Source organism: Pseudomonas sp. KH_027 (assembly GCF_057838565.1).
In genome coordinates, this window is sequence record NZ_CM174470.1 from 1,638,744 (window position 1) to 1,659,997 (window position 21,254).

General features: G+C 62.2%; 22 protein-coding genes. 19 read left to right on the forward strand and 3 right to left on the reverse strand.

Going from position 1 to position 21,254, the window contains the following annotated elements; translation table 11 throughout:
* The first annotated feature begins 45 nt into the window (after positions 1 to 45).
* The 8 genes from AC3IYG_RS07700 (at position 46) to murB (ending at position 6,939) form a co-directional block, all read left to right on the forward strand.
* Positions 46 to 2,271, forward strand: coding sequence for a DNA internalization-related competence protein ComEC/Rec2 (locus AC3IYG_RS07700; protein ID WP_489313197.1), 2,226 nt, complete (start codon positions 46 to 48; stop codon positions 2,269 to 2,271).
* Between the two features lie 71 nt (positions 2,272 to 2,342).
* Positions 2,343 to 2,978 (forward strand): MotA/TolQ/ExbB proton channel family protein, encoded by a 636-nt coding sequence (locus tag AC3IYG_RS07705; protein WP_489313198.1) that lies wholly within the window; start codon positions 2,343 to 2,345, stop codon positions 2,976 to 2,978.
* Positions 2,975 to 3,415, forward strand: a complete 441-nt coding sequence (locus AC3IYG_RS07710) for an ExbD/TolR family protein (protein WP_489313199.1) — start codon at positions 2,975 to 2,977, stop codon at positions 3,413 to 3,415. Before AC3IYG_RS07705 ends, AC3IYG_RS07710 begins: the two co-directional genes overlap by 4 nt.
* Before the next feature lie 28 nt (positions 3,416 to 3,443).
* A complete protein-coding gene (gene lpxK, locus AC3IYG_RS07715) occupies positions 3,444 to 4,448 on the forward strand; it encodes a tetraacyldisaccharide 4'-kinase (RefSeq protein ID WP_489313200.1) in 1,005 nt (334 codons plus the stop codon).
* A 60-nt stretch (positions 4,449 to 4,508) separates the two neighbouring features.
* A complete protein-coding gene (locus AC3IYG_RS07720; RefSeq protein ID WP_489313201.1) occupies positions 4,509 to 4,694 on the forward strand; it encodes a Trm112 family protein in 186 nt (61 codons plus the stop codon).
* Positions 4,695 to 5,459 (forward strand): 3-deoxy-manno-octulosonate cytidylyltransferase, encoded by a 765-nt coding sequence (kdsB, locus tag AC3IYG_RS07725; protein ID WP_489313202.1) that lies wholly within the window; start codon positions 4,695 to 4,697, stop codon positions 5,457 to 5,459.
* Positions 5,459 to 5,923, forward strand: coding sequence for a low molecular weight protein-tyrosine-phosphatase (locus tag AC3IYG_RS07730; RefSeq protein ID WP_489313203.1), 465 nt, complete (start codon positions 5,459 to 5,461; stop codon positions 5,921 to 5,923). Before kdsB ends, AC3IYG_RS07730 begins: the two co-directional genes overlap by 1 nt.
* Positions 5,920 to 6,939 carry a UDP-N-acetylmuramate dehydrogenase gene (gene murB / locus AC3IYG_RS07735; protein ID WP_489313204.1) on the forward strand — a complete coding sequence of 340 codons (1,020 nt, stop codon included), beginning with the start codon at positions 5,920 to 5,922 and terminating at the stop codon, positions 6,937 to 6,939. Before AC3IYG_RS07730 ends, murB begins: the two co-directional genes overlap by 4 nt.
* Positions 6,940 to 7,038: 99 nt before the next feature.
* Here murB and AC3IYG_RS07740 read toward each other — a convergent pair whose 3' ends face one another.
* Entirely contained in the window at positions 7,039 to 7,692 is a 654-nt protein-coding gene (locus AC3IYG_RS07740) for a 7-cyano-7-deazaguanine/7-aminomethyl-7-deazaguanine transporter (protein WP_489313205.1), read from the reverse strand.
* Positions 7,693 to 8,100: 408 nt separating this feature from the next.
* Positions 8,101 to 11,166: a ribonuclease E gene (gene rne, locus AC3IYG_RS07745; RefSeq protein ID WP_489313206.1), complete on the reverse strand. Its 3,066-nt coding sequence runs from the start codon at positions 11,164 to 11,166 to the stop codon at positions 8,101 to 8,103.
* A 562-nt stretch (positions 11,167 to 11,728) separates the two neighbouring features.
* Here rne and rluC point away from each other — a divergent pair.
* From rluC to AC3IYG_RS07760, 3 genes are read left to right on the forward strand one after another with little or no spacing between them, the layout of a single operon-like run.
* Complete coding sequence (gene rluC, locus AC3IYG_RS07750; protein WP_489313207.1) at positions 11,729 to 12,682, forward strand: 23S rRNA pseudouridine(955/2504/2580) synthase RluC; 954 nt, start codon at positions 11,729 to 11,731, stop codon at positions 12,680 to 12,682.
* On the forward strand, positions 12,675 to 13,370 hold the full coding sequence (locus tag AC3IYG_RS07755) for an HAD-IA family hydrolase (RefSeq protein ID WP_489313208.1): 696 nt from the start codon (positions 12,675 to 12,677) through the stop codon (positions 13,368 to 13,370). The genes rluC and AC3IYG_RS07755 overlap by 8 nt, the downstream gene beginning before the upstream one ends.
* Positions 13,360 to 14,340 carry a S49 family peptidase gene (locus tag AC3IYG_RS07760; RefSeq protein WP_489313209.1) on the forward strand — a complete coding sequence of 327 codons (981 nt, stop codon included), beginning with the start codon at positions 13,360 to 13,362 and terminating at the stop codon, positions 14,338 to 14,340. The genes AC3IYG_RS07755 and AC3IYG_RS07760 overlap by 11 nt, the downstream gene beginning before the upstream one ends.
* Positions 14,341 to 14,415: 75 nt before the next feature.
* On the opposite strand, the gene AC3IYG_RS07765 is transcribed toward AC3IYG_RS07760, so the two are convergent.
* Positions 14,416 to 14,994 (reverse strand): Maf family protein, encoded by a 579-nt coding sequence (locus AC3IYG_RS07765; protein WP_489313210.1) that lies wholly within the window; start codon positions 14,992 to 14,994, stop codon positions 14,416 to 14,418.
* A gap of 106 nt (positions 14,995 to 15,100) precedes the next feature.
* Here AC3IYG_RS07765 and AC3IYG_RS07770 point away from each other — a divergent pair, with 106 nt between their 5' ends.
* The 8 genes from AC3IYG_RS07770 to pabC all read left to right on the forward strand — a co-directional run bounded on the left by AC3IYG_RS07770 (position 15,101) and on the right by pabC (position 21,253).
* Positions 15,101 to 15,628 (forward strand): YceD family protein, encoded by a 528-nt coding sequence (locus AC3IYG_RS07770; protein WP_489313211.1) that lies wholly within the window; start codon positions 15,101 to 15,103, stop codon positions 15,626 to 15,628.
* Between the two features lie 12 nt (positions 15,629 to 15,640).
* Complete coding sequence (gene rpmF, locus AC3IYG_RS07775) at positions 15,641 to 15,823, forward strand: 50S ribosomal protein L32 (RefSeq protein WP_003245185.1); 183 nt, start codon at positions 15,641 to 15,643, stop codon at positions 15,821 to 15,823.
* 3 nt (positions 15,824 to 15,826) lie between these two features.
* Complete coding sequence (gene plsX, locus AC3IYG_RS07780) at positions 15,827 to 16,837, forward strand: phosphate acyltransferase PlsX (RefSeq protein ID WP_489313212.1); 1,011 nt, start codon at positions 15,827 to 15,829, stop codon at positions 16,835 to 16,837.
* A 117-nt stretch (positions 16,838 to 16,954) separates the two neighbouring features.
* Positions 16,955 to 17,893 (forward strand): ACP S-malonyltransferase, encoded by a 939-nt coding sequence (gene fabD, locus AC3IYG_RS07785; RefSeq protein ID WP_489313213.1) that lies wholly within the window; start codon positions 16,955 to 16,957, stop codon positions 17,891 to 17,893.
* A 16-nt stretch (positions 17,894 to 17,909) separates the two neighbouring features.
* Positions 17,910 to 18,653 carry a 3-oxoacyl-ACP reductase FabG gene (gene fabG / locus AC3IYG_RS07790; RefSeq protein WP_489313214.1) on the forward strand — a complete coding sequence of 248 codons (744 nt, stop codon included), beginning with the start codon at positions 17,910 to 17,912 and terminating at the stop codon, positions 18,651 to 18,653.
* A 195-nt stretch (positions 18,654 to 18,848) separates the two neighbouring features.
* Positions 18,849 to 19,082 carry an acyl carrier protein gene (acpP, locus tag AC3IYG_RS07795; protein ID WP_058066290.1) on the forward strand — a complete coding sequence of 78 codons (234 nt, stop codon included), beginning with the start codon at positions 18,849 to 18,851 and terminating at the stop codon, positions 19,080 to 19,082.
* Positions 19,083 to 19,193: 111 nt separating this feature from the next.
* Positions 19,194 to 20,438 (forward strand): beta-ketoacyl-ACP synthase II, encoded by a 1,245-nt coding sequence (gene fabF / locus AC3IYG_RS07800; RefSeq protein WP_489313215.1) that lies wholly within the window; start codon positions 19,194 to 19,196, stop codon positions 20,436 to 20,438.
* Positions 20,438 to 21,253 (forward strand): aminodeoxychorismate lyase, encoded by an 816-nt coding sequence (gene pabC / locus AC3IYG_RS07805; RefSeq protein WP_489313216.1) that lies wholly within the window; start codon positions 20,438 to 20,440, stop codon positions 21,251 to 21,253. The genes fabF and pabC overlap by 1 nt, the downstream gene beginning before the upstream one ends.
* Position 21,254 lies beyond the last annotated feature (1 nt).

Genomic DNA, 21,254 nt, shown 5'->3' on the forward strand with positions numbered 1-21,254 from the left:
TGGCGCAGGCTGACTCAGGGATGAGGCCCCGAGGAGTTCGACACGATGCGCACAGGGATGTTGGCGCTTGCCGCAGGGCTTTTGCTGCTGCGGTTTCTTCCTGGCTTACCGCCCATCTGGCTGTTGTGGCTGTTGCCGGCAGTGGCGTTGATGCTGCTGCCGTTTCGCAGTTACCCCGTGGCGTTGTTCCTGTTCGGCTTTACCTGGGCCTGCGCGTCGGCGCACTGGGCCTTGGCTGATCGGCTGGCCGGCAGTCTGGACGGTCAGACGCGGTGGCTGGAAGGGCAGGTGGTCGGTTTGCCGGAAGTCCGTGATGCTGTGGTGCGCTTCCAGTTGCAAGGTGCCCGCTCGCGTCGCGAGCAGTTACCGCAGCGGTTGCGTCTGGCCTGGTACGCCGGTCCGCCGCTGCATGCCGGTGAGCGCTGGCGGCTGGCGGTCAAACTGAAACAGCCCCATGGGTTGGTCAATCCGCCAACCTTCGATTACGAGGCCTGGCTGCTGGCGCAGCGGATCGGGGCGGGCGGCACGGTCAAGGGCGGCGAACGGCTGCGTCCCGCCGAGGGGCCATCGGCCTGGCGGGATGCTTTGCGCCAGCGTTTGCTCGCTGTCGAGGCCCGGGGCCGGGAAGGCGCTTTGGCGGCCCTGGTGCTGGGGGATGACTCCGGGCTGTCCATGGCCGATTGGCGCCTGTTGCAGGACACCGGCACGGTGCACCTGCTGGTGATCTCGGGGCAGCACATCGCTCTGCTGGCCGCCTTGGTTTATGGCCTGGTCGCCGGTTTGGCGCGTCTGGGCGGGTGGCCGCGATTTTTGCCCTGGCTGCCTTGGGCCTGTGGCTTGGCTTTTTCCGCGGCCCTCGGTTATGGCCTGTTGGCCGGTTTCGAGGTGCCCGTCCGGCGTGCCTGTGTAATGGTCGCCGTGGTGTTGCTTTGGCGCTTGCGTTTTCGCCATCTGGGCGTCTGGTTGCCGATCCTGCTGGCGCTGAATGCCGTGCTGTTGGCCGAGCCACTGGTTAGCTTGCAGGCTGGGTTCTGGCTGTCTTTCGGGGCGGTGGCGGTTCTGGCTCTGGTGTTCAGCGGGCGGCTCGGTGCCTGGTCTTGGTGGCGCGCCTGGGGCCGTGCGCAATGGACGATGGCGCTTGGCTTGTTGCCGCTGTTGCTGGCGCTGGGGCTGCCGATCAGTGCCAGTGGTCCGTTGGCGAATCTGCTGGCGGTGCCTTGGGTCAGCCTGGCGGTGGTGCCATTGGCGTTGCTGGGCACGGTGTTATTACCGGTTCCGTGGTTGGGCGAGTCGTTGCTCTGGCTGGCCGGCGGTCTGCTCGAGTGGTTATTCCTGCTGCTGGCGCAGATCGCCAGCTGGTTGCCGGCCTGGTATTCGCCGGCATTGCCGCTGTGGGCCTGGCTGCTTGGCAGCCTGGGTGTCCTGCTGTTGCTGCTGCCCAGTGGCGTGCCGTTACGCGGTTTGGGGTTGGCGTTGCTGCTGCCGTTGTTCTTCCCGCCGTTGCATAAGCCACCGCCTGGGCAGGTCGAGGTCTGGCAGTTGGATGTCGGCCAGGGCCTTTCTTTCGTTCTGCGCACCCATGGCCATGCGTTGCTGTATGACGCCGGCCCGCGCTATGGCGATTTCGATCTAGGCGAGCGCATCGTGTTGCCGTCGTTGCGCAAGCTGGGTGTGAGCCGGCTGGATCTGTTATTGCTCAGTCACGCCGACAGCGATCACGCGGGTGGGGCGTTGGCGGTGCAGCGCGGCATGCCAGTGGCGCGGGTGCTGAGTGGCGAGCCGGCGGCTTTGCCGGCGCAATTGGCGGCGCAGCCCTGCGGCGTTGACGCCAGTTGGGAGTGGGACGCCGTGCGCTTCTCGACCTGGCGTTGGGCCGAGGCCGAGGCGGGCAACCCGTCCTCTTGCGTGCTGATGGTCGAAGCCAATGGCGAGCGCCTACTGCTCACCGGTGACATCGACAGTGCCGCCGAGCAGGCCTTGCTCGACAGTGGCCGCGAGCTGCGCGCCGACTGGCTGCAGGCGCCACATCATGGCAGCCGCAGTTCATCGTCGGCGGCCTTTCTGCACGCCGTCGCGCCGCGCGTGGTGCTGATCTCCCGTGGTCAGAACAATGCCTTCGGTCATCCGCACCCGCAGGTCATGGCGCGCTATCGATCGTTGGCACTGGAGGTTTTCGACAGCGCCGAACATGGCGCGGTGAATTTTGTCTTAGGTGCCCATGGGGTGGCGCACGGGTTGCGCGAAGATGCGCGATTCTGGCGGGAAAAATGAGAACCGCAGCGGTCGGCGGCATTGCGACCCTATGCTAGAGTGGCGCCACTTTTCCGAGGAGAACCAATACCGTGTGGGAGCTAGTCAAAGCAGGCGGCTGGATGATGCTGCCGATTATTCTATGTTCCATCGCCGCCATGGCCATCACCGCGGAACGCCTGTGGACGCTACGCGTCAGCCGGGTCGCTCCGCCGCATCTGCTCGGGCAGGTTTGGCGCTGGATCAAGGACAAGCAACTGAGCAAGGAAAAGCTCAAGGAGTTGCGTATGCACTCGCCGCTGGGGCAGATCCTCGCCGCCGGCCTGGCCAACTCCAAGCACGGTCGCGAGATCATGAAGGAGTGCATCGAGGAGTCGGCCGGCCGCGTCATTCATGAGCTGGAGCGCTACCTCAATGCCCTGGGCACCATTGCCGCGATGGCGCCGTTGCTGGGCCTGCTGGGTACGGTATTCGGCATGATCGAGATTTTCAGCGGTTTTATGGATAACGGCATGGCCAATGCCCCGGTACTCGCTGGCGGTATCGCCAAGGCGCTGGTTACTACGGCGGCCGGCTTGATCGTGGCCATTCCGGCAGTGTTCTTTCACCGCTACCTGCTGCGCCGGGTCGACGAGATAGTGGTCGCCATGGAGCAGGAGGCGATCAAGCTGGTGGAAGTGGTGCAGGGCGATCGGGAAGTCGATTTCGTCGAGGACGCCAAACCGTGAAATTCCGCCGTAGAGTGGGCGGTGCGGCCCGCGATGAGGTCTTTCTCAACCTGACATCGTTGATCGACGTGATCTTCGTCTTGCTGCTGTTCTTTGTGGTGACCACCAGTTTCAGTCGGCCAACCCAGCTGAAAATCGAACTGCCCGAAGCCGTAAGCGGCACACCGCCGCAACCGAGCGAACTGAAGCAGCTGGAGGTGGCCATCAGTGTCGACGGCAGCTATACGCTCAATGGCCAGGCGCTGTTGAAGAGTGACTTGAACACCCTGATGGCGGCTCTGCAGAAGGAGTCCGAGGGCGACAACAGCTTGCCGCTGACCATCAGTGCCGATGGCAAAAGTACCCATCAGGCCGTGACCACGGCGATGGATGCGGCTGGCAAGCTCGGCTTCAGCCATCTGCGGATCACCACCGTTGAGGCGCCGGCGGCGCCCTGATGGTGGTTCCTTTGCCGAGCCGGTGTTAATGGCGATTTCCGAGCACCTCATTTCTGCCTGGTATCGCGGCCACCCGGCGCTGACCCTGCTGCGGCCGCTGGAATGGCTGTACCGCGCAGTGGTGCAACGCAAGCGCCGCCGCTTCCTGGCTGGCGAAGGTGCGATCTACCGCGCGCCGGTGCCGGTCGTGGTGGTCGGCAATATCACCGTCGGTGGCACCGGCAAAACCCCGTTGATTCTCTGTCTGATCGAGCATTGCCGCGCCCGTGGCCTCAAGGTCGGCGTGGTCAGCCGTGGCTATGGCGCAACACCGCCGCAGTTGCCCTGGCGCGTAAGGGCGCAGCACAGCGCCAGCGAGGCGGGCGATGAGCCTTTGCTGATCGTCCGTCGCAGCGGCGTGCCATTGGTGATCGACCCGGACCGCTCGCAAGCGGTGCGCGCCTTGCTCGAAGCCGAACCGCTGGACCTGATCCTCTGCGACGATGGCCTGCAGCATTACCGCCTGGCGCGCGATCTCGAACTGGTGCTGATCGATGCCGCGCGTGGTCTCGGCAACGGTCGCTGCTTGCCGGCCGGGCCTTTGCGCGAGCCGCTTGAACGCCTGCAGAGCGTCGACGCCCTGCTGTACAACGGCGTTTCGAGCGATCCCGAAGGCGGCTATGGCTTTGCGCTGCAACCGACGGCACTGGTCAATCTGCGCAGCGGCGAGCGCCACCCGCTCACGTATTTCCCATCCGGGCAGGCGTTGCACGCGGTCGCCGGCATCGGCAACCCGCAACGTTTCTTCAACACCCTCGAGGCGTTACACTGGCGGCCGATTGCGCATGCCTTTGCCGATCATGCGCAGTTTGGCGCCGAGCAGCTGAAGTTCAGCCCATCGCTGCCGGTGTTGATGACCGAAAAGGATGCGGTGAAATGCCAGGCCTTCGCGGCCGCCGATTGGTGGTACCTGGCCGTTGACGCCGTGCCAACGCCAGCGTTCCTGGCCTGGTTCGATGGGCAACTGGCGCGCTTGCTACCTGCCCATGGCTAACCTTCTCGAGCGCGGCGCCGGCCGTCTCAAGCAGTCAAACAGCTTTCAAGGACTCTCCCCATGGACCCGAAACTACTCGATATCCTCGCCTGCCCACTGTGCAAAGGCCCGCTGAAGCTGGCCGAGGATAAAACCGAACTGATCTGCAAAGCCGATGCCCTGGCTTTTCCCGTGCGTGACGGGATTCCGGTGATGTTGGAAAACGAAGCCCGCAGCCTGAATGTCGACGAGCGTCTGGATAAGTAAATGAGCAGCGCCTTTACCGTAGTCATTCCCGCACGCTTCGCCTCCAGCCGCCTGCCCGGCAAGCCGCTGCAGGATATCGCCGGCAAACCCATGGTCCAGCACGTCTGGGAACAGGCGCGCAAAAGCAGTGCCCAGCGGGTGCTGATCGCCACCGATGACGCGCGCATCGTCGAGGCCTGCCGTGGCTTCGGCGCGGAGGTGTTGCTGACCCGCGTCGATCACAATTCGGGCACCGATCGTCTGGCCGAAGTGGCCAGCCAGCTCGGTTTGGCCGGCGATGCGATTGTGGTTAATGTGCAGGGTGACGAGCCGCTGATTCCACCGACGCTTATCGACCAGGTCGCGGCCAATCTGGCGGCCCATGCCGAGGCGGCGATCGCCACCCTGGCCGAGCCGATCGAGGACGTCGCGGCGTTGTTCAACCCCAATGTGGTGAAGGTGGCGACTGACCTTAACGGTCTGGCGCTGACCTTCAGCCGTGCGCCGTTGCCGTGGGCGCGTGATGCGTTTGCCGTCAGCCGCGAGCAGTTGCCGGCGAATGTGCCGTACCGTCGGCATATCGGCATCTATGCCTACCGTGCGCAGTTCCTGCATGACTTCGTCGCCTGGGGCCCGTGCTGGCTGGAAGACACCGAGTGCCTGGAACAGCTGCGGGCGCTCTGGCATGGTGTGCGTATCCATGTCGCCGATGCGCTTGAAGCGCCGCCAACCGGGGTCGACACGCCACAAGACCTGGAGCGCGTGCGGCGCCTGCTGGGGGCGTGATGCGCGTTCTGTTCGTTTGCCTGGGTAACATCTGTCGTTCGCCAACTGCCGAAGGTGTGTTCCGCCACAAGCTGAAAGAGGCTGGGCTCGACGCTCAGGTCGAGGTCGACTCGGCCGGAACCGGCGACTGGCACGTCGGCAAAGCAGCGGACAGCCGTACCCGCCGCGTCGCGCAGTTGCGTGGCTATGACCTTTCGCAACTGCGCGGGCGGCAAGTCAGCGCGATGGACTTCCAGGCGTTCGACCTGATCCTGGCCATGGATCAAAGCAACCTGCAGCACCTCGAGGCCATGCGCCCGGCGAATGCCAGGGCCGAGCTGGATCTGTTCCTGCGGCGTTACGCCTTGGCGATGGATGACGTGCCCGACCCCTATTACGGCGGCGAAGACGGCTTCGATCAGGTGCTGGACTTGATCGAACAGGCCAGCGCTGCGCTGCTCGCTGAAGTGCGGGGGCGCCTATGAGTCTGCAGCTGCAGGAGTGGGTGTCTCTCAAGGCGTTCAATACGTTCGGTGTGGATGTGCGCGCCGAACTGTTCGCCGATGCATACAACGAACAGGATGTGCGCGCCGCGTTGCTCGCGGCCGCCCAGCGCGAATTGCCACTGTTGGTGATCGGTGGCGGCAGCAACCTGCTGCTGACCCGCGACGTCGAGGCGCTGGTGCTGCGCATGGCCAGCCGCGGCATCCGCATCCTCGCTGAGGACGCCGAGCGGGTGATCGTCGAGGCCGAGGCCGGCGAGCCCTGGCATCCGTTTGTGCTCTGGAGCTTGCAGCAGGGGTTGGCTGGGTTGGAAAACCTGAGCTTGATCCCCGGCACTGTCGGTGCCGCGCCGGTACAGAATATCGGCGCCTATGGCGTCGAGCTGAAAGATCTGTTCGTTGGCCTGACGGCGCTGGATCGGCAGACGGGAGCGTTGCGCGAGTTTTCCCTGGCCGAGTGCGCGTTCGCCTATCGCGATAGCCTGTTCAAGCGTGAAGCCGGGCGCTGGCTGATCCTGCGGGTGCGCTTGGCTTTGAGTCGCGCCAGCCACTTGCACCTGGACTATGGCCCGGTGCGCCAACGCCTGGCGGAGCAGGGCATCGACGTGCCGAGCGCGATGGATGTCAGCCAGGCGATCTGCGCCATCCGCAGTGAGAAGCTGCCCGACCCCGCGGTGCTGGGCAATGCCGGCAGTTTCTTCAAGAACCCGCTGGTGTCAGCTGATTTGGCTGCGCGTGTGCGTAGTGACCATGCTGATCTGGTGGCTTATCCGCAGGCCGATGGCCAGGTGAAACTGGCGGCGGGCTGGCTGATTGAGCGCGCGGGGTGGAAGGGTTTCCGTGAGGGCGATGCGGGCGTGCATCGTTTGCAGGCCCTGGTGCTGGTCAACTATGGCGGCGCCACCGGCCAGCAGTTGTTTGAACTGGCGCAGCGGATTCAGGCGGATGTGTTGACGCGTTTCGGCGTCAGCTTGGAAATCGAACCGAACGTGCTTTGACGCTGGAGCAGCGGGGCAGATCCTGTGGGGGCGGCTTCAGCCACGAATCGATCTGGAGCCTATCGCGGCTGAAGCCGCTCCCATAAAACGGTCGATAGGTTAATTCGCCAGCGCCGGCCGTCCCGCCAGCAGCCGCAAAATGGCATTCAGCAGCATGCCGTACAACGGCACGAACAGCAGCAGGCTGATGCTCAGCTTGACGCCGTAGTCCACCGTCGCAATCTCCACCCAATGCTCGGCCATGAACGGGTTGCTGCTGTGCCAGAAGGCCACGGCGAAGAACACGAAGGTGTCCAGCAGGTTGCCGAAAATGGTCGACACGCTTGGCGCTATCCACCATTGCGGCAGGCGGCGCAGGCGGTCGAATACCTGGATATCGAGAATCTGCCCGAAGGCATAGGCGAGAAAGCTGGCCAGGGAAATCCGCAGCACGAAGTCATTGAACGCCAGCAATGAGCCCAGGCCACGAAAGCTGGCTTCCTGGAACAGCACCGACACGATGTACGACACCAGCAACGCGGGCAGCATCACCCGGGCGATCACCAGGCGCGCCGGGCCTTTGCCTAGCAGGCGCACCGTCAGGTCGGTGGCCAGGAAGATGAACGGAAAGCTGAAGGCGCCCCAGGTGGTGTGCCAGCCGAACAGCGTCATCGGCAGCTGCACCAGGTAGTTGCTGGCGATGATGATCAGGATGTGGAAAACCACCAGCGCCACTAACGCCATGCGCCGGCGTTGCGGGGAGATAAGAGACATGGCATTACCTTTTTGCTGGATGGGGTTAGGGAACCCATGGTGGCCGGGATGGACGACGGCACGCATTCTACCTGCTCGGCGATCCCGCTGAGTAGCGACAGTGACAGTAGGTGGCATGCAGCGACGGCGGGGAGTTGCAGGCTGTCGGCGCGCATTGCGCGAACCGGCAGCCTGCGGGTGATCGGTGCGTGTACTTGAGGTTGTCATCAGATTGCGTGGTGCGCCATAGGTGCCACTGTGGCAGGTCGCCGAGAGGTACTCCTTGTCGAGCAGGTTGTTCACATTGAGCGAGGCGCAGAGGTTTTCGCTGATGTCGTAGCGCGCCATCAAGCTGGCCAAGGCGCAGTTAATCGGCAGGCAATAAAAAGGGGATGCCGTGGCATCCCCTTTTTATTGCTGGTGGAAACGTTACACGAGTGGTTTGGGCTCGTTTTCAGTTTCTTCCGGCGTTACCGCGTGCTGCTCTGTTTCACGGCTGTCTTCGACGGCTTCTTCAGCGGCTGGCTGAGCGGACTCGACTTCCTGCTCGACACCGGCGGCGGCATGCACGGCGACCGAGATGGGGTCGGCGGCAACCACGGCTTGCACGACGGCTTCGGAGGCGTGTTCGGCTTCCTTGGCCAGGCGTTCAGCTTCGCGCTGACGACGGCGCACTTCACGTGGGTCGTTCGGTGCGCGGCCGCTGGTGCTGACCGGTGCGCTTGCAACCTCGGCGGTCACTTCAACGACTTCCGCCACTTGCGTGACTTCGGCCGCGGGAGTCGTCGGTTCTGCTGCAAGGGCTTCGACGACGGCAGGCGCCGCTTCGGCTACGACTGCGACAGGTTCCGCAACCTCGACAACCGGTTCAGCCGGGATGTGCGCGACAGGAGCGGCAGGAGCAGCTTCTTGCTCCTGGGCTACGGCAGCGGGGGTCTCGAAGGTTTCGGTCGGTGCTGTTGCTTCAACTTCCGCGCGGGCTTCAATGGCTTCAACGGCCGCGACCGGCTCGTTGGCACTTTCGCTGGCTGTGCTGGCTACTTCAACTGTTTCGCCTGCCAGGCTGCCGGCGATAGCCGTAGCGGCTACTGCTGCGCCGGTGTTGCCTTCCTCGGCTTCAGCACTTTCTTCGCTGCCTTCGATGAGGTTGCCGTTGGCATCACGCTGACGTTCACGACGGTTGCTGCGACGACGCTGGCCACGGGAGCGGCGGCGTGGACGATCGCCTTCGGCGCCGTCTTGCTCGTCGTCCTGCAGTTGCTCTTCGTTCGGCAACAGTTCTTCTTCGCTCGCAGCGGGCTCAGCGGCTACGCGCGGTTGACGCTCTTCACGCGGGGCGCGGGGCTGGCGCTCTTCACGCGGTTTGCGCTCGACGCGCTCCTCGGTCGGGGCTTCCTGGCCTTGGGCGTCCAGTGGCTCACGCAGTTCGCGCGGCTGACGCTCTTCACGCGGTTTGCGCTCTTCACGCGGTTCGCGCGGCTTGCGCTCTTCGCGAGGGGCGCGTGGTGCGCGTTCTTCACGGGGTGCCTGAGTCTCTTCACGGGCTTCACGCGGCTCGCGGGGTTCACGAACCTCGCGCGGTTCACGCGGTGCGCGCTCTTCGCGCGGTGCACGTTCTTCACGCGGTTCGCGAGCTGCACGCTCTTCGCGTGGCGCACGCTCTTCGCGCGGCTTGCGCTCTTCGTCGCGGCGGCCACCGCGGCTGCGGTTCTGCTGGCGACCGTTACGACGCTCGTCACTGCGCGCTGGGCGCTCGGTGGCGGGCTTCTTCTCGACGGCAGCCGGTTTTTCTTCTTCCTTGCCAGCGAACAAGCTGACCAGCGATTTCACCAGGCCTTTGAACAGGCTCGGCTCGGCGGCCCGCTGTGGCTCGGCGGTCTCGGCAGTTGGCGTCGGCGCCAGGCGCTGCGGGGCAGCCTTGAGCGCCGCTTCCTGGCGAACCAGGGTGCGGGTGGCGCTGACCGGTTGAACTTCTTCGACTTCGGCAGCGGCCATCTCGTAGCTGGACTGCGAGGTCTGGGCTTCCGGGCTGTCGTCACGGATGCGCTGCACTTCGAAGTGCGGGGTTTCCAGGTGGTCGTTCGGCAGAATCACGATGCGCGCACGGGTACGCAGTTCGATCTTGGTGATCGAATTGCGTTTCTCGTTGAGCAGGAAAGCGGCGACCGGGATCGGCACCTGGGCGCGCACTTCGGCGGTGCGGTCTTTCAGGGCTTCTTCTTCGATCAGGCGCAGGATGGCCAGCGACAGCGATTCGACGTCACGGATGATGCCTTGACCGTTGCAGCGTGGGCAGACGATGCCGCTGCCTTCAGCCAGGGAAGGGCGCAGACGCTGACGGGACATTTCCAGCAGGCCGAAACGCGAGATGCGCCCGACCTGGACGCGGGCACGGTCGGCTTCCAGGCTTTCGCGGACTTTCTCTTCCACGGCGCGCTGGTTCTTGGCCGGCGTCATGTCGATGAAGTCGATCACGATCAGGCCGCCGATATCACGCAGGCGCAGCTGGCGGGCGATTTCTTCGGCCGCTTCCAGGTTGGTCTGCAGCGCGGTTTCTTCGATGTCGCTGCCTTTGGTCGCGCGTGCCGAGTTGATGTCGATGGACACCAGGGCTTCGGTTGGGTCGATCACGATGGAGCCGCCGGATGGCAGTTTCACTTCGCGCTGGAAGGCGGTTTCGATCTGGCTTTCGATCTGGAAGCGGTTGAACAGCGGCACGCTGTCTTCATACAGCTTGATCTTGCTGGCGTACTGCGGCATCACCTGGCGGATGAAGCTCAGGGCTTCTTCCTGGGCTTCGACGCTGTCGACCAATACTTCGCCGATGTCCTGGCGCAGGTAGTCGCGGATGGCGCGGATGATGACGTTGCTTTCCTGGTAGATCAGGAACGGTGCGGAACGGTCGAGGGACGCTTCCTTGATGGCGGTCCAGAGTTGCAGCAGGTAATCGAGGTCCCACTGCATTTCTTCGCTGCTGCGGCCCAGGCCGGCAGTGCGCACGATCAGGCCCATGTCGCTAGGGGCGACCAGGCCGTTCAAGGCTTCGCGCAGTTCGTTGCGCTCTTCGCCTTCGATACGGCGGGAGATGCCGCCGGCGCGCGGGTTGTTCGGCATCAGCACCAGGTAACGACCGGCCAGGCTGATGAAGGTGGTCAGGGCTGCGCCCTTGTTGCCACGTTCTTCTTTTTCGACCTGCACGATCACTTCCTGACCTTCGCTCAACACATCTTTGATGTTGACGCGGCCTTCAGGGGCTTTCTTGAAATATTCGCGGGAGATTTCTTTGAGGGGCAGGAAGCCGTGGCGCTCGGAGCCGAAATCGACAAAAGCGGCTTCGAGGCTGGGTTCGATGCGAGTGATGCGGCCTTTATAGATGTTGGCCTTCTTCTGCTCGCGAGCACCCGATTCGATATCCAGGTCGTAGAGTTTTTGGCCATCTACCAGGGCGACACGCAGCTCTTCGGGTTGAGTTGCGTTAATCAGCATTCTTTTCATGTAGTACCGTCGGTTTCCGGGCTGCCGGAAACGGCGTTCGGCACACACGACTCTCAGGGTCGGTGTCAGGTGCGCGTCAGAAACGGTTGTAAGTCGTTCCAATGTCTAGCGACGTCGGCCAATAGGGCCGGGGTCGCGACGGACGTCTCCTGCTTGCTGTGGTGACAGAAGCACTCAGTCAGGAGGAGGAATCAACCATCGGTAGCGGACGAGATAAAGCGTCTTCAATAAAGCTACGCAGTCCGACGGTTGTGCATCTCCACCCTACACGTATCGCTGAAAATCGGGTGCCGCTCGCAGAATCTGCAGCGGGTTGGCATTTACCGTCATCGCCCCAGTGGCAGATGACGCGTCATGGCTCAAGGCTTTATTTCCGAGTTATTCGCGGCCTTTTGCGGCGAAAGTCCCGTCGGACGGCCTTACGTCCTGAATGACGTTGCAATCGGTTGGGGATGGCAGTTTTAGCGATCATCCGCAAACCGGGCCGCTTTTGGCGGCGCTCGGGACTATAGCAGCAATGATTAAGTGCTTCAATTCAATAAAAAATTGTTATGATTGGGGGATGACAGAACCTGCCTCTCCGACCTCCGGCGTCCAGCTGCTCGAGGTTGAACCGGAACTTGCCGGCCAACGAATCGATAACTTCCTTCGCACTCGTCTCAAAGGTGTGCCCAAGACCTTGATTTACCGGATTTTGCGTAAAGGCGAAGTGCGTGTGAATAAAGGTCGGATCAAACCTGAGTACAAGTTGCAGGCGGGGGATATCGTCCGTGTTCCACCTTTGCGTCTGGCTGAGCGCGATGAGCCTGCTCCTTTGGCGCAGGGGTTGCTCGCACGCCTTGAGGCGGCAATCGTGTATGAAGACAAGGCGTTGATCGTCCTCAATAAGCCGGCCGGGATTGCCGTGCATGGTGGCAGCGGCCTGAATTATGGGGTGATCGAGGCCTTTCGCCAGTTGCGCCCCGATTGCAAGGACCTTGAGTTGGTGCATCGCCTGGATCGCGACACTTCGGGCCTGCTGATGATCGCCAAGAAGCGCAGCATGCTCCGTCATCTGCACGAAGCCTTGCGCAAGGATGGCGTGGACAAGCGTTATATGGCGTTGGTGCGCGGGCATTGGGCGACGGCCAAGAAGCAGGTGCGGGCGCCGTTGCAGAAGAGCAACCTGCGTTCGGGCGAGCGCATGGTCGAGGTCAGCGAGGAAGGTAAGGAGGCCATGACACTGTTTCGCGTGCTGCGCCGCTTCGGCGAGTTCGCTACCTTGGTCGAGGCCAAGCCGGTTACCGGGCGCACCCACCAGATCCGTGTGCATACCAAGCATGCCGGGCACTGCATTGCCGGTGATGCCAAGTATGGCGACGATGACTTCTCCCGCGAGATTCGCGAGCTGGGCGGCAAGCGCCTGTTTCTGCATGCTTATGAGTTGACCGTGCCCTTGCCTGAGGGTGGGGTGTTGAAGCTTGAGGCGCCGGTCGATGAGATGTGGCTCAAGACGCTGGAGCGGCTGAGTGCCTGATTATCAGCTGCTGATCTTCGATTGGGATGGCACGCTGGTCGATTCCATTGGGCGCATTGTCGCGGCCATGCGCTCGGCGGCGGCGGAATGCGAGCTGCCGGTGCTGGATGATGAGCCGATCAAGGGCATTATCGGTCTCGGCCTGCCCGAAGCTGTTGGCACGCTCTACCCAGAACTCGTTGAGCCTGTGCAGGTCGAACGCTTCTGCCGGCTATACAGTGATCATTACCTGGCGTTGGAAACTGAGCCGTCGGCACTGTTCGCGGGTGTGGCTGAGTCGCTGGCGCAGTTCCGGGCTGCGGGCTATCGCTTGGCAGTGGCGACCGGAAAAGGTCGGCACGGCTTGCAGCGAGTGTTGGCGGGGCAGGGTTGGTTGGATTATTTCGATGTCACCCGTTGTGCCGACGAAACCGCGAGCAAGCCCGATCCATTGATGCTGCAGGAGATTCTTGCGCATTGTCAGGTTGCGCCGGAGCGGGCGTTGATGGTCGGTGATTCGTCATTCGATCTGGAAATGGCGCGCCGGGCTGGCATCGACTCGGTTGCGGTCGGTTACGGTGCGCAGCCACTGGATATGTTACGTGCCTATGGGCCGCGATTGGCGATTGAACATTTTACCGAGTTGCGCGCCTGGCTTGAGTTGCGCGTGAGTGAGCCATTACCTGGGGTGAGTGAATATGTCGGATGAATGGAAGGCGTCGGCTGCTGGTAACGGTGACGACAAGAGCTGGAAGCTGTTGGAGAAGACCCTGCTCGCCGGTGTGCAGGAACAGCGTCGTGCGCGGCGTTGGGGAATTTTCTTCAAGGCGCTGACTTTTATCTACTTGTTTGGCGCGATCGCGTTGTTTTCTCCGGCGCTGAACCTGTCCAAGAGCGCGGCGCGCAGTGCCAACCATACGGCGCTGATCGAAGTGCGCGGGATGATTGCCGATCAGGAGTCCGCCAGTGCGGACAATATCGTCGGCAGCCTGCGGGCGGCGTTCGAGGATCCGAAAACCAAGGGCGTGATTCTGCGGATCAACAGCCCGGGCGGCAGTCCGGTGCAGTCTGGCTATATCTACGATGAAATCCGTCGGCTGCGGGCCGAGCATGCGGACATCAAGCTGTATGCCGTGATTACCGATCTCGGCGCTTCGGGTGCTTATTACATCGCCAGTGCGGCCGATGCCATTTATGCGGACAAGGCCAGTCTGGTCGGTTCCATTGGTGTGACGGCGGCCAGCTTTGGTTTCGTCGGCGTGATGGAGAAGCTGGGTGTGGATCGTCGGGTCTATACCTCGGGCGAGCACAAGGCGTTCCTCGATCCGTTCCAGCCGCCAAAGGATGAAGAGACGCGTTTTTGGCAGAGCGTGCTGGACACCACTCATCGCCAATTCATCGCCAGCGTCAAGCAGGGTCGTGGCGAGCGCTTGAAGGATGCCGAGCATCCAGAGCTGTTCTCCGGTCTGATCTGGTCGGGCGAGCAGGCGCTGAAGCTGGGCTTGATCGATGCGCTGGGTAATACCAGTTCGGTGGCGCGCGATGTGATCGGCGAGAAAGAGCTGGTCGATTACACCGTGCAGGAAACGCCGTTCGATCGCTTTGCGAAGAAGCTTGGCGCCAGCGTTGCCGAGCACATTGCCATTTGGGCGGGGTTTCAGGGGCCGGCATTACGCTAGGTCTGCTTCGCTGCAACGCAAAAGCCCGGCAAGTGCCGGGCTTTTTAGTCGTCGGTTTCTTTCATCTGCAAGTATTCAGGGGATCTCGACACCTTCGCGCAGCAGCATGTCCACCAGGCGAATGAGCGGCAGGCCCACCAGGCTGGTGGCGTCGCCGCCTTCGGTGGCGCGGAACAGGCTGACGCCCAGGCCTTCGGCCTTGAAGCTGCCGGCGCAGTCGAAGGGTTGTTCTGCCTCCAGGTAGCGCCTGATGCGTGCGCTATCGAGTTCGCGGAAGTGCACGGTGAAGGGTACGCAATCGACCTGGCAGCTGCCGCTGGCGGTGTTCAGCAGGGCCAGGCCGGTCAGGAAGGTGACGCTGCTGCCGCTGGCGCCTTCGAGTTGCGCCTGCGCGCGGGCGAGGTCGTGGGGTTTGCCGAGAATCTGCCCGTTGAGTACGGCGACCTGGTCGGAGCCGATGATCAGGTGCTGGCTGTGGCTCTGGGCGAGGGCGCGGGCTTTCTTTTCGGCCAGGCGTCGTACCAGGTCGGATGCCAGCTCGTGGGGCTGGTGGCTTTCGTCGATGGCGGGCGCGCTCCAGGTGAAGGGTAGGCGCAGGCGCGCGAGCAATTCGCGGCGATAGGGGGAGCTGGATGCGAGCACCAGAGGCAGCATGATGATTTCCTTGGATATGTTCGGGGATTCTAACCAGCGAGCCAGTTGGCGCACAGGCTGAATTTCCTTTGACAGGGGCGGGGTGCATCCCTAGAATGCTGCGCCTATGTTGAATGGCCCGATTCCTCCTCACGTTGATCCGCGCAAGCTAGCTGATCGTGGTGCCACCCTCCAGGGTGAGCTGCCGCTGGCTGATTTGCAGCGACTCTGCGATCCGCTTGCCGATAATGTCGGTGTCGTCCGTGCGAAGTTTTTTTTCGAACGCGATGAGCGCAAAGCTGTGGTGATTCACAGCTCGATCGACGTTGAGGTCAAGATGATTTGCCAGCGTTGTCTGGAACTGGTCGCTCTGCCGATCCACAGCGAATGCAGTTACGCCGTGGTGAAAGAAGGTGCGAATACCCAGTCTGTGCCGCAAGGCTATGACGTGCTGGAATTGGGTGAGGATCCATTGGATCTGCTGGCGTTGGTCGAGGAGGAGTTGTTGCTCGCCTTGCCCATTGTTCCAGCTCATGATCCTGAAGATTGCCAGCAGCCGGCGGGCCTTGAAGAGCCTGAGCCGAGCGAGGACGAGGTATCGCGGTCCAACCCGTTCAGTGTATTGGCACAGTTAAAGCGTGACCCAAACGTTTAGGAGTTATTAATTATGGCTGTTCAGCAGAACAAAAAATCCCGCTCCGCTCGCGACATGCGCCGTTCGCACGACGCACTCGAGGCTAGCACTCTGTCCGTTGAGAAGAGCACCGGTGAAGTTCACCTGCGTCACCACGTATCTCCGGAAGGTGTATACCGTGGTCGCAAAGTGATCGACAAGGGCGCTGACGAGTAATCCTTGTCCGCTCCGATCATCGCGATTGACGCAATGGGTGGGGACTTCGGTCCCCACAGCATTGTTCCGGCCTGCATTGCCTGCTTGGCCGAATTCCCCTCGTTGCACCTGGTCCTCGTCGGCCAAACCTCCTTTCTGAATGAATTGATTGCACGCCACCCCGGTGTCGATCGCGCACGTCTGCAGCTTGAGCAGGCCAGCGAAGTGATCGGCATGGACGAGCGTCCCGCCCAGGCTTTGCGTGGCAAGCCGGACTCCTCCATGCGCGTGGCGCTTGGCCTGGTGCGCGATAGTCGGGCGCAGGCCTGTGTCAGTGCTGGTAATACCGGCGCGCTGATGGCGCTTTCGCGCTATGTGCTGAAAACCCTGCCTGGCATCGATCGGCCGGCAATGGTCACGGCTATTCCGACCGAGCGTGGGCATTGCCATTTGCTCGATCTGGGTGCCAATGTCGATTGCAGCGCCGAACATCTTTATCAGTTCGCCGTGATGGGTTCGGTTGCGGCCGAGGCCCTTGGCATTGATCGCCCGCGCATAGCGCTGTTGAACGTGGGCACTGAAGACATCAAGGGTAATCAGCAGGTCAAACTGGCGGCCAGTTTGCTGCAGCAGGCCCAGGCGCTGAATTACATCGGTTATATCGAGGGCGACGGTCTCTACCGCGGCGAAGCCGATGTGGTGGTGTGCGACGGTTTTGTCGGCAACATCCTGTTGAAATCCAGCGAAGGCCTGGCGGCCATGATTTCTGCGCGCATGGAGGCCTTGTTCAGACAAAACCTGGGGGCGCGTCTGGTGGGTTCGCTGGCCTTGCCGCTGTTGCGTCGCTTGCAGGGCGATCTGGCGCCGGCGCGACACAACGGTGCGAGCTTTCTCGGTTTACAGGGCATTGTGGTGAAAAGCCATGGCGCCGCCGGCCCCGAGGGTTTCCAGAGCGCCATTCGCCGCGCCTTGACTGAGGTTCGCGAGGACTTGCCGCAGCGTCTGCATGGGCGTCTCGAGCACCTGTTGCTGTAGTGCGTGGCGCGCCGAATGTGACCGCACTTGGCGGCCTGTCATCCAATTGTCAGTTTGTTGCGCTTGGCTAGGCCAGGCGCAATCTTCCCGACGCTAAGACCATTAGGGACCGTTTAAATGTCTGCATCCCTCGCATTCGTCTTCCCAGGCCAAGGTTCGCAATCCTTGGGCATGCTTGCTGAGCATGGCGCGCAGCAGAAGCTGATTCTGGATACCTTCGCCGAAGCTTCCGAAGCGCTCGGTTACGACCTCTGGGCCTTGACTCAACAGGGACCGGAAGAAAACCTCAACCAGACCGACAAAACCCAGCCGGCCATTCTTGCGGCGTCCATTGCCTTGTGGCGTTTGTGGTTGGCTGAATCGGGTGTGCGTCCGACCTTCGTTGCCGGTCACAGCCTTGGCGAGTATTCGGCGCTGGTGGCGGCCGGTAGCCTGAGCTTTGTCGACGCGGTGAAGCTGGTGGAGCGTCGCGGCCAGTTGATGCAGCAGGCCGTACCGGCCGGGCAGGGCGGCATGGCCGCGATTCTCGGTTTGGAGGATGCTGATGTCCTGGCTGCCTGTGCCGAGGCCGCGCAAGGTGAAGTGGTCAGTGCGGTGAACTTCAATGCGCCCGGCCAGGTCGTGATCGCCGGAGCCGTTGCCGCGGTCGAGCGCGCTATCGGGGCCTGCAAGGCGCGTGGCGCCAAGCGGGCGATGGCGCTGCCGGTCAGCGTGCCGTCGCATTGCGACTTGATGCGCCCGGCGGCTGAGCGCTTTGCTGAGGCCGTATCCGCAATCGCCTGGCAGGCACCGCAGATTCCGCTGGTGCAGAACGTCAGTGCGGCCGTGGTGGCCGATCTCGACGCCCTCAAGCGCGATCTGCTGGCGCAGTTGTACAACCCGGTGCGCTGGGTGGAGTCGATGGTTCGGCTTTCCGAGCTTGGCGTGACTGGCTTGGCCGAGTGTGGTCCAGGAAAAGTACTCTCGGGCTTGAACAAGCGTTGCGTAAAAGGCATCAATACCTACAACCTGGATACACCGGATGCTTTCGCCGCCACGCGTGCGGCGCTGGCCTGACTTAGGAGAGTTTTTCATGAGCCTGCAAGGTAAAATTGCATTGGTCACCGGCGCCAGCCGCGGTATTGGCCAGGCTATCGCTCTGGAACTGGGGCGCCAAGGCGCTGTGGTGATCGGTACGGCCACCTCGGCCTCCGGTGCCGAGCGTATCGCGGAAACCCTGAAGGAACATGGCATCGAAGGTGCCGGTCTGGTGCTCGATGTCAGCAATGATGAGTCGGTGGCCACGACCCTCGAACACATCCAACAGCACCTCGGTCAGCCCTTGATCCTGGTCAACAATGCTGGCATCACCCGCGATAATCTGATGCTGCGGATGAAAGACGACGAATGGCATGATGTGATCAACACCAACCTCAACAGCCTGTACCGTCTATCCAAAGCCGTGCTGCGTGGCATGACCAAGGCGCGCTGGGGACGGATTATCAATATTGGTTCGGTAGTTGGCGCCATGGGCAACGCCGGGCAGGTAAACTATGCTGCAGCCAAAGCCGGGCTCGAAGGTTTTAGCCGTGCTCTGGCGCGTGAAGTCGGCTCGCGGGCCATTACCGTCAACGCGGTGGCGCCGGGCTTTATCGATACCGATATGACTCGCGAACTGCCGCAGGCACAGCGCGAAGCGCTGCAGGCGCAGATTCCGCTGGGTCGTCTGGGTCAGGCCGAAGAGATCGCCAAAGTGGTCTCTTTCCTGGCTTCCGATGGCGCAGCCTACGTTACCGGGGCTACTATTCCGGTGAACGGCGGAATGTATATGAGCTGAATGTGACGGGAACCTTCAGAAAACTGTCATACGTGCTGTCTAAAATCCGTTATAAAGCTGCAACTGGTTTATAGACAGATCGTTGGAGTGATTGAGAAGGTCCTCGGCATTGAGCTTGAAATGCGGAAAACCCTTTCTATACACTTACCCACAGACCAGCTGCCTGGATTTGTTCATTAGGAGTGAAAACAAGGTATGAGCACCATCGAAGAACGCGTCAAGAAAATCGTTGCTGAGCAACTTGGCGTCAAAGAAGAAGAAGTAACCAACAGCGCTTCTTTCGTCGAAGACCTGGGTGCCGACTCTCTTGACACCGTTGAGCTGGTGATGGCTCTGGAAGAGGAATTCGAGACCGAAATCCCGGACGAGCAAGCCGAAAAAATCACCACCGTTCAGGAAGCTATCGATTACGTTACTGCGCACGCGTAATAACCCGTAATCGTCGATTCCCGACCTGGAAAAGCCGCACTGCCCAAAAGGCGTGCGGTTTTTCTTTAAGCGCAGGCCATGCGTTGTAAAACCGAACAAGAGGAGATTGCTGTGTCGCGTAGACGCGTCGTGGTCACCGGTATGGGCATGTTGTCGCCCCTGGGTACCGATGTTCCGAGCAGTTGGCAGGGTATTCTGGCCGGTCGTAGTGGTATCGGCCTCATCGAGCATATGGATCTTTCCGCCTACACCACCCGCTTTGGTGGCTCGGTAAAGAACTTCAATGTCGAGGAGTATTTGTCGGCCAAGGATGCACGCAAGATCGACCTGTTTATTCAGTATGGTCTGGCGGCCAGCTTCCAGGCCGTGCGTGATTCCGGCTTGGAGGTCACGGATGCCAACCGTGAGCGTATTGGCGTGGCCATGGGCTCGGGTATCGGCGGTCTGACCAATATCGAGAACAACTGCAAGTCGTTGCATGAGCAGGGGCCGCGGCGGATTTCGCCGTTCTTCGTGCCGGGCTCGATCATCAACATGATTTCCGGTTTTCTGTCGATCCACCTGGGTCTGCAGGGGCCGAACTATGCAATTGCCACAGCCTGCACCACGGGCACCCACTGCATTGGCATGGCGGCGCGCAATATCGCTTTCGGTGAAGCGGATGTGATGGTGGCGGGCGGTGCCGAAATGGCGGCCTGCGGCCTGGGTATCGGCGGTTTTGCCGCGGCCCGTGCACTGTCCACGCGCAATGACGATCCGAGCGGTGCCAGTCGCCCGTGGGATAAGGGCCGTGACGGTTTCGTCTTGTCCGACGGTGCGGGGGCCTTGGTGCTCGAAGAGTTGGAGCATGCCAAGGCGCGTGGCGCGACCATCTATGCCGAGTTGATCGGTTTCGGCATGAGCGGTGATGCCTACCACATGACTTCGCCGCCGGAAGATGGCGCCGGTGCTGCGCGCTGCATTCGCAATGCGCTGCGCGATGCCAGCCTGAATCCCGAGCAGGTGCAGTACATCAATGCCCACGGCACATCGACGCCGACTGGCGACAAGGCCGAGGCGGCGGCGATCAAATCGGTATTCGCCGGGCATGCCTACGACCTGGCGATCAGTTCGACCAAGTCGATGACCGGCCACTTGCTGGGCGCTGCCGGTGCGGTGGAGGCGATCTTCAGCGTGCTGGCGATTCGCGACCAGGTGGCGCCGCCGACCATCAACCTGGATGAGCCGGACGAGGGCTGTGACCTGGACTTCGTGCCGCACGAGGCCAGGAGCATGCCCATCGATGTGGTGGTGTCCAACTCCTTCGGGTTTGGCGGTACCAACGGTTCGCTGGTGTTCCGCCGGTTCGTCGGCTGATGTCGAGCTGGGTCGATGGGCGCCGGGTCGATACCTTGCCGGTCAAGGATCGCGGCCTGGCTTACGGCGATGGGTTGTTCGAAACCATCGGCGTCAGGTACGGTCGGCCCCAGCTGCTCGAGCGCCATCTGGCGCGCTTGGCCGAGGGCTGTCGGCGTCTGGGTATCGCTGGCGATGAAGGCCTGATCCGCACTGAGCTGCTGGCATTTTCTGCGGCGCTCGGGGAGGGGGTCGTCAAGCTGATCCTCACGCGCGGCGATGGTGTGCGTGGCTATGCGTTGCCGCCCTCGGCGAGCGCTCGACGTATTCTCCAGGGCAGTCCCGCTCCGGCTTATCCGGCGCTCAACGCGGAGCAGGGCGTACGCCTGTTCCCCTGTGCGACCCGCTTGGCCGAGCAACCGCTGCTCGCCGGGCTCAAGCACCTCAATCGTCTGGAGCAGGTGTTGGCGCGCGCCGAGTGGCAGGATGTCGAACATGCCGAAGGTTTGATGCTGGATGTTTCCGGACGCGTGATCGAGGGCGTGTACAGCAACCTGTTTCTGGTCAAAGATGGTGTGTTGCTCACGCCTGATCTGTCGCGTTCGGGGGTTGCCGGGGTGATGCGCGCCGAGTTGCTGGCCCAGGCCGAGCGCCTGGCGCTACCCGTGGCAATCCGCGATATCGAAGTGGCCGAGTTGCTCGCGGCCGATGAAGTCTTCCTCTGCAACAGCTTGTATGGCGTGTGGCCGGTACGGGCGCTGCAAGGGCGCGACTGGCCCGTTGGCCCGCTCACCCGTAAACTGCAGAACATTGCCCGCGCGCTATTGGACTGCTGAT